This window comes from Paraburkholderia sp. J10-1 (genome assembly GCF_905220165.1).
Taxonomy (GTDB): domain Bacteria; phylum Pseudomonadota; class Gammaproteobacteria; order Burkholderiales; family Burkholderiaceae; genus Paraburkholderia.
Map to the genome: position 1 here is coordinate 40,851 of NZ_CAJMYW010000017.1, position 12,698 is coordinate 53,548.

The 12,698-nt window shown below is 63.9% G+C and carries 15 protein-coding genes; 10 read left to right on the top strand and 5 right to left on the bottom strand.

The genetic code is table 11. The annotated features are described in order from the left end of the window. The first annotated feature begins 42 nt into the window (after nt 1-42). Nucleotides 43-330 (top strand): PAAR domain-containing protein, encoded by a 288-nt coding sequence (locus tag U5A65_RS33605; protein WP_321949000.1) that lies wholly within the window; start codon nt 43-45, stop codon nt 328-330. A 50-nt stretch (nt 331-380) separates the two neighbouring features. Here the strand turns inward: U5A65_RS33605 and U5A65_RS33610 are convergent, their stop codons facing one another. Continuing rightward, nucleotides 381-1,313 carry a LysR family transcriptional regulator gene (locus tag U5A65_RS33610; RefSeq protein ID WP_321949001.1) on the bottom strand — a complete coding sequence of 311 codons (933 nt, stop codon included), beginning with the start codon at nt 1,311-1,313 and terminating at the stop codon, nt 381-383. 139 nt (nt 1,314-1,452) lie between these two features. Here U5A65_RS33610 and U5A65_RS33615 point away from each other — a divergent pair, with 139 nt between their 5' ends. The 6 genes from U5A65_RS33615 (at nt 1,453) to U5A65_RS33640 (ending at nt 8,206) form a co-directional block, all read left to right on the top strand. Further along, nucleotides 1,453-2,742, top strand: a complete 1,290-nt coding sequence (locus U5A65_RS33615) for an MFS transporter (protein WP_321949002.1) — start codon at nt 1,453-1,455, stop codon at nt 2,740-2,742. Between the two features lie 52 nt (nt 2,743-2,794). Beyond that, nucleotides 2,795-4,297, top strand: coding sequence for a M81 family metallopeptidase (locus tag U5A65_RS33620; protein ID WP_321949003.1), 1,503 nt, complete (start codon nt 2,795-2,797; stop codon nt 4,295-4,297). A 220-nt stretch (nt 4,298-4,517) separates the two neighbouring features. Further along, the gene (locus U5A65_RS33625) at nt 4,518-4,838 is read left to right on the top strand and encodes a DUF4148 domain-containing protein (RefSeq protein WP_321949004.1); all 321 of its coding nucleotides are present in this window, start codon (nt 4,518-4,520) and stop codon (nt 4,836-4,838) included. Nucleotides 4,839-4,972: 134 nt separating this feature from the next. Next, a complete protein-coding gene (locus U5A65_RS33630) occupies nt 4,973-5,374 on the top strand; it encodes a PPC domain-containing DNA-binding protein (protein WP_321949005.1) in 402 nt (133 codons plus the stop codon). Nucleotides 5,375-5,549: 175 nt separating this feature from the next. Further along, nucleotides 5,550-5,993 (top strand): hypothetical protein, encoded by a 444-nt coding sequence (locus U5A65_RS33635; RefSeq protein WP_321937951.1) that lies wholly within the window; start codon nt 5,550-5,552, stop codon nt 5,991-5,993. An 89-nt stretch (nt 5,994-6,082) separates the two neighbouring features. After that, a complete protein-coding gene (locus tag U5A65_RS33640; RefSeq protein ID WP_321949006.1) occupies nt 6,083-8,206 on the top strand; it encodes a phosphocholine-specific phospholipase C in 2,124 nt (707 codons plus the stop codon). 83 nt (nt 8,207-8,289) lie between these two features. Here the strand turns inward: U5A65_RS33640 and U5A65_RS33645 are convergent, their stop codons facing one another. Then, on the bottom strand, nt 8,290-8,580 hold the full coding sequence (locus U5A65_RS33645) for a hypothetical protein (protein ID WP_321913624.1): 291 nt from the start codon (nt 8,578-8,580) through the stop codon (nt 8,290-8,292). A gap of 46 nt (nt 8,581-8,626) precedes the next feature. Then, nucleotides 8,627-9,109, bottom strand: a complete 483-nt coding sequence (locus U5A65_RS33650) for a Spy/CpxP family protein refolding chaperone (RefSeq protein WP_321937946.1) — start codon at nt 9,107-9,109, stop codon at nt 8,627-8,629. A 150-nt stretch (nt 9,110-9,259) separates the two neighbouring features. Here U5A65_RS33650 and U5A65_RS33655 point away from each other — a divergent pair, with 150 nt between their 5' ends. After that, nucleotides 9,260-10,648: a phospholipase A gene (locus tag U5A65_RS33655; protein WP_321949007.1), complete on the top strand. Its 1,389-nt coding sequence runs from the start codon at nt 9,260-9,262 to the stop codon at nt 10,646-10,648. Between the two features lie 43 nt (nt 10,649-10,691). On the opposite strand, the gene U5A65_RS33660 is transcribed toward U5A65_RS33655, so the two are convergent. Then, on the bottom strand, nt 10,692-10,832 hold the full coding sequence (locus tag U5A65_RS33660; RefSeq protein ID WP_321937942.1) for a hypothetical protein: 141 nt from the start codon (nt 10,830-10,832) through the stop codon (nt 10,692-10,694). A 224-nt stretch (nt 10,833-11,056) separates the two neighbouring features. On the opposite strand from U5A65_RS33660, the gene U5A65_RS33665 reads away from it, so the two are divergent. Further along, nucleotides 11,057-11,317, top strand: a complete 261-nt coding sequence (locus tag U5A65_RS33665; protein ID WP_321913620.1) for a DUF2934 domain-containing protein — start codon at nt 11,057-11,059, stop codon at nt 11,315-11,317. A gap of 50 nt (nt 11,318-11,367) precedes the next feature. Here U5A65_RS33665 and U5A65_RS33670 read toward each other — a convergent pair whose 3' ends face one another. Then, a complete protein-coding gene (locus U5A65_RS33670) occupies nt 11,368-11,631 on the bottom strand; it encodes a hypothetical protein (RefSeq protein WP_321949008.1) in 264 nt (87 codons plus the stop codon). Between the two features lie 274 nt (nt 11,632-11,905). On the opposite strand from U5A65_RS33670, the gene U5A65_RS33675 reads away from it, so the two are divergent. Further along, nucleotides 11,906-12,694, top strand: coding sequence for a hypothetical protein (locus tag U5A65_RS33675; RefSeq protein ID WP_321913618.1), 789 nt, complete (start codon nt 11,906-11,908; stop codon nt 12,692-12,694). Nucleotides 12,695-12,698: the final 4 nt, after the last annotated feature.

Genomic DNA, 12,698 nt, shown 5'->3' on the forward strand with positions numbered 1-12,698 from the left:
CAACCAGATTGACATGACGGAGCTTATCCAGGGAGCAAAGAGATGAAACGCTACGATATTCGCGATGACGATACGACAACGGCGGGCGGGCGCGTTCAGGCAAGCGGTCGCGATGATCCGATTGACGGCCTGCCCGTCGCCTACGAGAGCGATCCTGTCTGGTGCAAAAAATGCCAATCAATCGGGCATATTGCGTGCGTCGGGCCGCGTGTTTCCTCAACAGGGCCGGACGGAAGGCAGCAGGCGTTGAGCGATGACCTGTGCCGCTGTCAATGCACGCCCGCACCTCGTCTGGTGGCTTCGCAGACCCGTTCGTACTGCGATGCGTAAGCAACCCAACGGCGCGTTCACCAGTTCGGCGCAGCCTTCAATGCGCGGGACTATTCAATGGCCTGGTACGCCGCCACCTGAAACATCGTCATCCGTCGCAGGATCCACTCAAGCAACTCATGCGCCGCCGCAACCAGCGGCCGCCCTGACTTCACGAGCACGCGCGCTTTCGTGCCTTGAAAGAGCGCATGATCGATCGGCAAGGTCACGAGCTCGCCCGCTTCGATCTCGCGCGAGGCGGCGAACTCGCCAATCAGCGTCGCGAAATTTTCGGCGGCGACAAAACGCTTGAGGGCGGTAAGCGAATTCGTGGTGAGCGTCGCGCGTATCTCGACGTTCTCCGCGAATGCCAGCATTTTCGCGAGATGCCCGATGCCGAACGTGCTGGGCATCAATGCGAGCGGCCACGCCAGCAGGTCGTCGATCGTGACGGGTGTGCCGCGCAGCGCGAGTGGATGGTCGCGGCGCACGAGCAACACGACGGGCTGCGCCGAACTCGCGCGATATTCGATGCGCTCATGCGGCGGCGGGTTGAAGGCAAGCCCGATATGCGCACGGCTTTCGGCAACCTCGCCCAGCACGTCGTCCACGGGCAGCATCGTGAGGCTCACATCGAGCTTCGGATAGCGCGCGCAGAACGGCGTGATGACCTCGGCAACGAGCGCATCCACGTAGCCTTCGCTCACGGCCAGATCCACGCGGCCTTGCTGGAGCCCGCGCAACGCGTGCAACTGGTCCTCGAACTTCTCTTGCTGCGCGCGATAGCCGCGCCAGAACTCCAGCAGATGCGCCGCCGCCTCGGTGGGCTTCACGCCGCGCGCCTGGCGCTCGAACAGTTGCGCGCCCAGTTCGTCTTCCAGCAGCTTGATTTGCCGCGTGATGACCGAGGGCGAGGTGTTCAGGCTGTCCGCGGCGCCGCGGATCGTGCCGTGCGTGAGCACCTCGTGGAAATAACGCAGCCGCTGCTGATTGATCTCGCGCATCGCGCCCTCGTTCGCATAGGTAAAGTAAGGGGACTGTTGCCTGAAAAAGAACGATGTGTGAACTTTGTTGCTCTTGCTGGCGAATTATGCCCTGGCCAGGATGGTATTGCGCACGACGCCCACCACCAGGAGACAGGACATGGCCGCCATTCTTCCCCGCCCGAGAAGCCTTGACGCTTCCGCGCTCTACAGCAGGATCAACGCGCGATTGCTGCCGTTTCTGCTGATCTGCTACTTGTTTGCTTACCTCGACCGCGTGAACGTCGGATTCGCAAAGCTGCAGATGCAGACCGACCTCGGCTTCTCCGATGCCGCCTATGGCGTGGGTGCGGGCATTTTCTTCATCGGCTATGTGCTGTTCGAATTGCCGAGCAACCTGTTGCTGCCCAAAATCGGCGCGCGCAAGACCTTCGGGCGCATTCTCGTGCTGTGGGGCATCACGTCGGCGTGCATGCTGTTCGTGCGCAGCGTTCCCGCGTTCTACGCCATGCGCTTTTTGCTAGGCGTGTTCGAGGCCGGTTTCGCGCCGGGCATGATCTTCTATCTTTCGCGCTGGTATGGTCCCTCGCGCATGGCGCGTGCCATTGCGATGGTGTTCCTCGCCGGTCCGATTGGCGGCATTGTCGGCGGGCCCGTTTCGGCGGCCATCATGAGTACGCTGGCGGGGAAGGCGGGGCTCGCAGGCTGGCAATGGATGTTTCTCGTGGAAGGTTTGCCGTGCATCGTGCTCGGCATTGCGACCTTCCTCTATCTGCCCGACCGCCCGGCCGACGCCGCCTGGCTGAGCGACGACGAAAAGCGCCAGATCGAAGCCGATGTCGGCGCGCCCGAGGCGCACGCGACTTCGTTTAGAAGCGTGCTGCGCGATCGCAAGGTCTATGTGCTGGCATTCGCGTACTTCTGCATCATTGCGTCGATTTACGCCATCAGCTTCTGGCTGCCCGCCATTCTCAAGGCGCAGGGCGTGAGCAGTCTGATCACGCTGGGTTGGTACACGTCGATCCCGTATGTCGCGGCGGCGGTGGGCATGCTCTATATGGGCCGCCGTTCCGACCGGCTCGGCGAGCGGCGTTTTCACTGCGCGGTGCCCGCAGCGGCCGCCGCGCTGCTGTTTGCGCTGTGCGCGGCCACCGGCAATCATCTGGCGCCCACGCTTGCGCTGCTCACGCTCGTGACGATGGCGCTGTGGATGGCCTACACGGTCTTCTGGGCGATTCCGCCCGAGTACATCAAGGGGCCGGCTGCTGCGGGCGGCATTGCGCTCATCAACACCATCGGGCTTTCCGGCGGATTCTGGGGGCCTGCTGCGATCGGCTGGATCAAGACGGCGGCGGGCAGTTTGCAGCCAGCGCTGCTCGCCATGGCGGGCGTGTCGCTCGTCGGCGCGCTGCTGATCTTTTCCGTCCGGCTCGCGAGCGCGAAGCACTGAACGCGAGTAGCCGGTTTGCTAAGTCATCCTATGCAACTGAGGTAAAGGTAAAATGAAGATTCTCATCGCGGGCTTCCAGCACGAAACCAATACGTTCGCCCCAACGAAAGCCAGCTATCAAAGTTTCGTTCAGGGGGAGGGCTTTCCGCCGCTCACGCGCGGCGCCGACGTGCTCTCGCTGCGCGACGTAAACGTGCCCGCTGGCGGCTTCATCCAGGCGGCGGAAGCGGCGGGCCACACGCTCATGCCGGTCATCTGGGCGGGGGCAAGCGCCTCCGCACACGTGACCGAAGAGGCATTCGAGCGCATTGCCGGCGAAATTGTCGATGCCGTGCGGCGCGGCGGCTTCGACGCCATCTATCTCGACCTGCACGGCGCGATGGTCACCGAGCATCTGGACGACGGCGAAGGCGCGCTGCTCGCGCGTGTGCGGGCCGTCGTGGGTAGCGACCTGCCCTTGGTGGTCTCGCTCGATCTGCACGCCAACGTGACCGAGCAGATGTTCACGCACGCCGACGCCATGGTCGCGTATCGCACCTATCCGCACGTCGACATGGCCGAAACCGGCGCGCGCGCCGCGCACATCCTCATGCGCCTCATGGCGCAACCCGAGCGCAGGCTCAAGCGCTACGTGCGCCGCATTCCGTTCCTGATTCCCGTGAACGGCATGTGCACGCTCGCGGAGCCGGCGCGCGGCACGTATGCGCATCTCGCGCAGCTGGAGGACGATTCGGTCGTATCGCTTTCGTTCGCGCCGGGTTTTCCGGCCTCCGATTTCCCCGAATGCGGCGCGGCCGTGTGGGGTTACGGCTTCGACGAAGCCGCCGTGGTGACGGCGGTGAACACGCTGGCTTCGGCCATCGTGGCGCAGGAGCGAGACTGGGAAGTGCGCTTTCTCGACCCCGACGCCGCCGTGCGCGAAGCCATGCGTCTGGCCGAGCACGCCACGCAGCCGGTCGTCATCGCCGACACGCAGGACAACCCGGGCGTGGGCGGCGACTCGAACACCATGGGCCTCGTGCGTGCGCTGCTGCGCCAGGGCGCGCGCGACGCGGCCGTAGGCCTGATCTGGGACCCGCAGGCGGCGGCCAAGGCGCACGAGGCGGGCGTGGGCGCGACGATCGAACTGGCGCTCGCGGGAGGCACGGGCGTGCCCGGCGACGCGCCGCTCGCCGGGCGCTTCGTCGTGGAGCATCTCGCCGATGGGCGGGTGCGCTTCGACGGCCCGATGATGAACGGCATGTGGACCGAGATCGGGCCGGTGGCGTGCCTGCGCATCGACGGCGTGAGGATCGCGGTCAGCTCGGTGAAGATGCAGATATTCGACCGTAATCTGTATCGCGCGGCGGGTATCGAGCCGGAGCGTATGAAGATTCTCGTCAACAAGAGTTCGGTCCACTATCGCGCCGATTTCGACGCCATCGCCTCCGCGCATCTCGTGGCGAAGGCGCCTGGCCCCATGGCCGCCGACCCTGCCGATTTGCCGTGGCAGCGCATCGATACGCGCTTGCGTCTGCGCCCGAACGGCGTGTCGCTGAGCGAGCTGCGGGAATAGGGCGGCAGTACGGCGGGGTTTTCGTATCGTTGTGTATCCACCGCGGCAATGGACAAGGAGGCTTGCAAAAGCAGGGGTTCGTGGAAACAAGCGGGATACGTGCGGGCGTTCAAATACACCCATGCCAGTCAGCGACGTCGCCAGGCAGACATCGAAAGGACTGGACGCACGCGCCACGCCAACGTGGACCGAACCAACTCATTGCTTACAGGTGGATACCATGAACCTCATCAAGTCGCTGATCGTTGCCGCTGTGGTCGCTGTTCCCGTTGTCTCCTTCGCGCAGTCGGCCGAGCCGCTCACGCGCGCTCAGGTTCGCGCCGAACTGGTGCAACTCGAAAAGGCGGGCTATAACCCGGCCGCCGACTACAACGACTATCCGCAGCACATCGAGGCGGCCGAAGCGAAGGTGAGTGCGCAGAACGGCGCGGTGGCATCGGCGTTCGGCGGCGTGGCGAATGGTTCGTCGGCAGCGGGTGCGGCTGTGGCTTCGGCGCCTCACGACATTCCCGGCCTGGGTCCGATCTACGCGCATCAGTGATGGGCGATTGAAGGTGCGAGTGCAAATGCGGCCCGCTTTGAGCGGGCCGTTGCACATCGTGCGACTTGCCTCATTCGCCGACCCGGCCTAACCTGTGCCGAATGCGACAAACCGGCGGCAACCCCGAGCCCAGCATGCAAATCCATCCCGTACGACTGTCTCCCGGCGACGACCTGCGCGGCGCGGTCGAGGGCCTGCTCAGCCAGCACGCCTCGCATGCGGCGTTCGTCATCCAGGGCATCGGCAGCTTGAGCGTCGCGCAGTTGCGATTCGCTGGGATCGAAACGCCGACCGAATTGCGCGGCGACCTCGAAATCCTCACGCTCGCGGGCTCCGTATCGCCCGATGGCGCGCATCTGCACATGTCCGTATCCGACGCGCAAGGCCGCGTGTTCGGTGGCCACGTCGCGCACGGCTGCACGGTACGCACCACGGCCGAACTGCTGCTGGTGCTGTTGCCCGGCCACCGCTTCTCGCGCGAACTCGATTCGTCGACCGGATACGCGGAACTGCAGATCCGCAACGCGCGAGACTAATCCGCCTGCGCCGCCATTCGAGCGGCCTCACGCACCGTCACAAAACTTAAAAGCGGCTTCGCTATGCTTCGGCGTTGCCTTGCCGCTGCCTGCGCTGTTGCGTGAGTGATGCGCGAGGCCCCGCTCGGGCCGCTCCTCGAGCCGTTGTTGTGCCTCTATCTGGACGGAGACTTCGATGACGGTCGAATCCGCGCCGGCGCGCTTGCTTTTGCCAGGCGCGTCGCGCAAACGTTTGAGCCTGCCCGCTGCATTCACCACAATGCGCGCGCCCGCCATGCTGCTTGCATGCGCAGCCGCGCTCGCGACGTTAAGCGCATGCAGCGCACGCGATAGCGACACGCGCGCCGCGCTCACTGCGAACGCCGCGCGCGAACTCGCGCAAGCGCAGCCAGGCAGCCATTCGCAAAGCCCGCAGCTTGCCAACGCATTCACGCTGGCGTCGGACGCGCCTGCAGCGAATCTCCCAGATAGTGCAAACCATGCGGCAAACGCAGGCGTAGCCTTGCCCGCGAACGCCGTACGCTCGCCGGCCAGGCCACCCGCTGGCGGGAGCGCGCAAGACGCGCAGTCTGCGCAAATCGAACCGCTTGTCACACCTGTCATTCACACCGCCGATTGACGTACCCGGCCGCGCGGCCTTGCCGCCTGCCGCCCGTCAAGGCGGCGTGCCGTGCGTGCCTTTCTCAACCTGAAGATGGAAACCACAAGATGACATCGAGAAGCCGCCGTGACTTTCTCCGCACCGCCGCGATGAGCGCCGGTTCGGCCACCGCCCTGACGATGCTGCCGCAGGGCATCCGCAACGCGCTCGCGATTCCCGCGAACAATCGCACGGGGAGCCTCCACGATGTCGAGCACATCGTGATCCTCATGCAGGAGAACCGTTCGTTCGACCATTACTTCGGCACGCTGCGCGGGGTGCGCGGCTTCGGCGACACGCGCACGATCACGCTGCCCACCGGCAAGCCTGTATGGAACCAGCCGCTCGCAGCCGGTGCGGGCGAAGTGCTGCCGTTCCATCCCACGGCGGCCAACCTGGGCCTGCAGTTCATCCAGGATCTGCCGCACGACTGGACCACGACGCACGCGGCCTGGAACGGCGGCCGTTACGACCAGTGGGTGCCCGCCAAGGGCACGACGACGATGGCGTACCTCACGCGCGACGACATCCCGTTTCACTACCAGCTCGCCGACGCCTTCACGATTTGCGACGCGTACCACTGCTCGACGATGACCGCGACCGACCCGAACCGCTACTACATGTGGACCGGCTGGGTGGGCAACGACGGCAGCGGCGGCGGCCCGGTCATCGACAACGCGGAAGCGGGCTATGGCTGGTCCACGTATCCCGAAGTGCTGCAAAGCGCGGGGATTACGTGGAAGATCTATCAGGACGTGGGCGAAGGCCTCGACGCCAAGGGCTCATGGGGCTGGACGGGCGACAACGCGTACATCGGCAATTACGGCGACAACTCGCTGCTGTACTTCCATCAGTACCAGAACGCGCAGCCCGGCAATCCGCTGTACGACCGCGCCCGCACGGGCACGAACGTGCTCGCCGGCGGCGGCTATTTCGATGTGCTGAAGCAGGACGTGGCGAACAACGCACTGCCGCAGGTCTCGTGGATCGTTGCGCCCGAAGCGTATTCGGAACATCCGAACTGGCCCGCGAACTACGGTGCGTGGTACGTCGACCAGGTGCTGCAGATTCTCACGTCGAACCCGGACCTGTGGAGCAAGACCGTGCTGCTCGTGAACTACGACGAGAACGACGGCTTCTTCGATCACCTCGCGCCTCCGTTTCCGCCGGCTTCGAGCGCGAACGGCCTCTCGACCGTCGACACCACTAACGAAATTTTTCCGGGCAGCAGCAAGTACGCCTCGGGGCCGTATGGCCTCGGGCCGCGCGTGCCGATGCTCGTGGTCTCGCCGTGGTCGCGCGGCGGCTGGGTGTGCTCGGAAACGTTCGACCATACCTCTGTGATCCGCTTCATCGAGAAGCGCTTCGGTCTGCATCACGATCTGCGCGAGCCGAATATCACGCCGTGGCGCCGCGCCGTGTGCGGCGACCTCACGTCGGCATTCAACTTCGCCACGCCTAACGCGGCGATTCCCGCGCTGCCTTCCACGACGGGCTATGCCCCGCCCGACAAGCTGCGTCACCCCGACTACGTGCCGGTCCCGCCGGTCGTGGGCAGCGTGCCGAAGCAGGAGGCGGGCGTGCGCAACGCGCGCGCGCTGCCGTATGAGTTGTTTGTGCGCCTCGATGCGAACGCCGGCTCGGGCGACGTTGCGGCGCGCTTCGTCAATTCGGGCCGTGCCGGCGCGGTATTTCTCGTCTATACGGCGGGCAGCACCGACGCGCCGCGCACCTATACGGTCGAAGCGGGCAAGCATCTGGAGGACAAGTTCGCGATTGGCGCGAGCGGCGCGTACGACTTCAGCGTGCATGGACCGAACGGCTTTCTGCGCCGCTTCGCGGGCACGCAGGTCAAGCCGGGCGGATTGGGCTGGCTGGGCGGCAAAGAAACGGCGCGCCCCGAAGTGTCCGAGGGCTACGATGTGGCGAACGGCAACCTGCAACTGCGCCTGGAAAACAAGGGCGGCGCGCGTTGCCAGTTCACGATCGTCAACGCGTATGACCCGGGTGCGAAGATCCAGCGCACCGTGCCCGGCGGCGACACCGAGCCGCTCTATCTCGACCTGCGCAACGCGTACGGCTGGTACGACCTGACGATTACGGTCGATAGCGATGCGACCTTCGTGCGCCGCATTGCGGGCCACGTCGAAACGGGGCGCCCGAGCTATAGCGATCCCGCGCTCGGCGCCTGATTGCAGGCTTGAGACGTAAGTTGAGCCACGGCTATCGCTAGCCGTGGTTTTTTTGTTTACCGAAAATTACTGCACGTCCGCCTCTAGCGCCAGCGCGGTGGCGGCGGTCCCCAGCCCGGATGCCGGACGTGTCTCGGGCCCCTGAAATGCGGGGGATGGTGCCACGGAGAAAAGCCGTGGCGCGAATACACGACCGGCGGCGGCCACATGGGCGCGGGATGCATGAAGACAACGGGCGGCGGCGGCGCGTAGAACGCCCCCGGAATACCGATGCCCACGCCCACATTGACGTTCACGCGCGCCTGTGCGGTTTGCATCGCGCACAGCGTTGGCGCGATACAAAGGAATGCAAACTTCAACACACGGAGTTTCATCGTCGATCCTCCGTCGCGAGCGCGCATTGCCGGCGCTCGCGGCTGGTTATTTCGTGTGCGCTTGCTCGGGCCGGAAAGCGGCGTCCGCAAGCTTCTTCTGCGCATCGGGCATGTCCGCGTATAGCGCCGAGAAGGCATCGAGCATCGCCTTGCTGCCATCGGCATTCGCCTGGGCGATCTCATTCCACGATTGAAGGTTCTCCACCGCGGTTTGCTGCTGCGCGTTATCGTGCCGCTGCTGGATTAGATCGTCGACCGTTTTGGCGTTATTACGCATGACGTCGGCCACTTTCGCCCACTTGTCCTCTTCGGCGGGAGTAATCTTCAGTTCGGCATGCAATTCTTTCACGCGGTCGTCGACGGTTTCAGTGTGATGCTGATGCGACGATGCAGCCGGAGCGCTGGCCTGCGCCCAGCATGTGGAAGCGCCGAGCAGGGCTAGTGCAAGCAGGACAGGTTTCATTGTCAGTCCTCGCAAAAAGCGTTCGCTGGTCATTGCCGGCGACCCGGAACGAACCTTTTCGATCATAGCAGCGCAGGCAAACAATTCAATTTTGGCGGCCTGTCTGTAACACAAGGGAATAGGGCACGATTCCCGAAAGCACCACGCTTCACTCGTAGAACAGCATCGACTGGATTCGCTGCGCGGCGAATCGTTCTGCCGATACAAGGAGGCAACGTGGCGAATCGAATGGCAATTTGCAGGGAATCCGCTTTCCGTTCCGTACAGCGCGTCCGGCAGCCATGGGGAAGGCTGGGGTGCCTCGCGCTGGCCGCGGCCACGCTCGCGGGCTATGTGCCGGCGAGCCACGCCGCTGTGTCCATCACGCGGCCGCCGCGCGAAGCCAGGTCCGACGAGCCGCTCGTGGTGACGATCGTCTATACCGGCGATGCGCCCTCCGGCACCTCGGTCGACGTGCCGCGCACGTTGAGCATTGCGCTCACCAATGGCGAGCAATTGCCGCGAGCGGTGCTGCTCACGCGCGATGCTGGCGCGCCCGAGCACGTGCGGCTCGCAGCCGGCGAAATGAAGGCGGTGAGCTATAGCGCGCCGTGGCCCGAGTGGGCGCGCGGCGCCGTGAGAGTGGACGTGCCAGGCGTGGACGTGTCGCCTTCGGTCGTTATTCTCACGCGCAAGCCGCGCGAGGCCACCGCGAATGCGGCCGCACCGGCACCAGCATCGGCACCGGCGGCGCCAGCGACGGCAGCGGTTGCGCCCGCATCGACCCCGCTCGCCATCGTGCCAGCCGAAGGGCCGATGGCGGGCAACGCGTCGCTCGCCGCGCAAATGCCGCCCTCCACAGTGAAGCCTTCGAATTCGCTCGTGCCCGATCTGACCACCATGATCTTGGGCCGCTTCTCGTTTTACCAGCCGAACTATTTCGCGGACGGCTTTGCCTCGAACGACTCGGATCTCGCGAAATTCCAGGTCAGCTTCAAATTCCGCTTTGTACTGCCGGATGACCCGCGCTCGCGAGGTTTCGTCGACAACCTTTATTTCGCGTATACGCAAACCTCACTGTGGGACATCAACGAGTATTCCGCGCCGTTCCGCGATACGAGCTACATGCCAGCGCTGTTCTATTACCTCGAAGACACCGGGTGGCGGTCGAAATGGTTCACCCGCATGGGGATCGAAGTGGGCTACGAGCACGATTCGAACGGCGAAGACGGACCGGAGTCGCGCGGCCTCGATTATTTCTACCTGAAGCCGATCTGGGACTTCGGCGATATCAATGCGAACCACCTGACCATCGCGCCGAAGATCTATGGCTACACGCACATTGCAGGGGAAAATTCGAATATTGCCGACTATCGCGGCTACGTCGATTTGCTGATCAAGTACGGCAGCCCGGATGGCTGGCAACTCGCCACTACGCTGAGAAAGGGCACGAAATCGTGGTACGGCAGCGTCGATGCGCAATTCACATACCCGCTTGCCAAGCTGTTCGGCAATGCCTGGGGCGGGTACTTCTGGATCGGCTATTTCAACGGCTATGGCGAGGATCTTCTCGATTACAACCAGCACCGCTGGGCTGCGCGCATGGGTTTCGCCCTGTCGCGCTGAGTGAACGTGCGGATGTTATGAAACGCCTGCCATCGTGCGTGGCTCAGTCAATGGACTGACCCACGACGAACCGGTGGCCTTCCGGCTTGGCCACGGTGCATTCGCGCATCCTGTACGGTCGGTCACCCGGCGGCTGCAGGCCGATGGCCTCTTTCTGCGCGATTTCTTCGTGCAGCGCGTTCACGTCGTCGACTTCCAGATAGCCGAAATAGCTGTGATCGCCCGTCGCGCCGTAGCGTGCTCGTGCCGGTCATGAACGATCTTCCTCAACAGGGATTCGACGATGGTGGCGTGAGTATGATGCACGCAACGGGCACTGTGTTTGCTCGTTGCACAGGCAGCGCGTCAATCGCAGCCGGGGCTAGCCGGTTGCGACGCCGCTCGTGCGCGCACATCGGAGGAACGACCATGAATGACGAACGGGAAGAGCGCATCCGCAAACGCGCCTATCAACTTTGGCAAGACGACGGCGCGCCCGAAGGACGGGCGGACGAATACTGGAGCCGCGCAGAGAAACAGATCGCCGCCGAATACGATGTGGAAGGAGACAGGCCGAATAACGCCAGCGATCAGGCCGGCAAGCGCCGGCTTGCCGGTGAACCTCTGCAGGAAAGCGACAGCTTGCCGCCGAACGAACTGGCGCGGGACAAGCGGCGCGGCGGAGTGTGAAAAACGCGAGTGCGCCGCGCTTCAGGCCATCGTGGCGATCTGTTCACGCATCAATGATGCGTGAACAGATCGTTGCGATCTTCGTGTGACATGAGTGCGGCATGGCGCGAGGTTTGCGCGAGAGAGGCGTTCGAGGTGCCTGAACTTTCCGTGCCGTAGCCGGAGTCGTCGGTGCGTTGCGTGCTGGCGTGCTGCGGAGCGGTCTGTTGCTGGATCTGCGGGCGTTGTATCGGATAGTCGCCACCCTGTGCGAAGGCGACGGGGGACAGGACAACGCCGAGCGAGAGAATGGCGGAAGCAATGGCAAGTTTCATGATGCTGACTCCAGACGGTAAGAAAAGATTTGGATTACTGAAGAATGGACGGAATTTTCAAAACCCGTTTGTGCAACCGCTCATTCAACATTGCGCCGTCCGATTATCACGACGCATGCCAGCAGACTACGCAGCGAACCTTAGAACTTGCTTATGCGCAAGCCATGGTGCGCGCTTTGCGCATATTGAGTCGTAGTTAAGGCTTAGTTAAGCAACGGCAGCATATAGTCCGAGGCTATATCGTTCCGCCCCTCATGCGGCGCAAGGAGTATTCATGTCTACCGTCACTCGAAGTTTCGTCGAAGAAGCGCTCAGCAAGGTTCCCGCCGTGACATTCGGCTTCTGGATCATCAAGATTGCTTGCACCACGCTCGGCGAAACCGGCGGCGACTGGGTGACGATGTCGCTGAATCTGGGCTATCTGGCCGGCACGCTGATTTTCTTCGCGTGCTTCGTCGTGCTGGTGTCGGCGCAGATCCGCGCACAGCGCTTCTATCCGTGGCTCTATTGGGCGACCATCGTCGCCACGACCACGCTCGGCACGACGCTTGCCGACTTCTGCGACCGTTCGCTCGGCGTGGGCTATCCCGGCGGCGTGTCGATCATTCTGCTGCTGCTCGTGGCGAGCCTCGCGATCTGGTATCGCGTAGAAGGCTCCGTGTCGATCGAGAGCGTCGCGACGCCGCGCGTCGAGTGGTTTTACTGGATTACGATCCTGTTTTCGCAAACGCTCGGCACGGCGCTGGGCGACTGGGTGGCGGGCGAGGACCGTGGCGGCCTCGGTGTGGGCTACGAAGTCGGCGCCGCGATCTTTGGCGCGAGCCTCGTGATCGTGGGCCTGATGTGGTTGTGGCCGCGCGTTTCGCGCACGGCGCTCTTCTGGTTCGCGTTCGTGCTTACGCGTCCGCTCGGCGCGACGCTGGGCGACCTGCTCGACAAGCCGCTAGCCGATGGCGGCCTGCAGTTCAGCCGGCTTTATGCATCCGTGCTGCTGATGATCTTTATCGTCGGCTGCATCGTGGTGCTGCCGCAACGTGCCGCGCGCCGGGAGCAGAACGCGTAGTGTG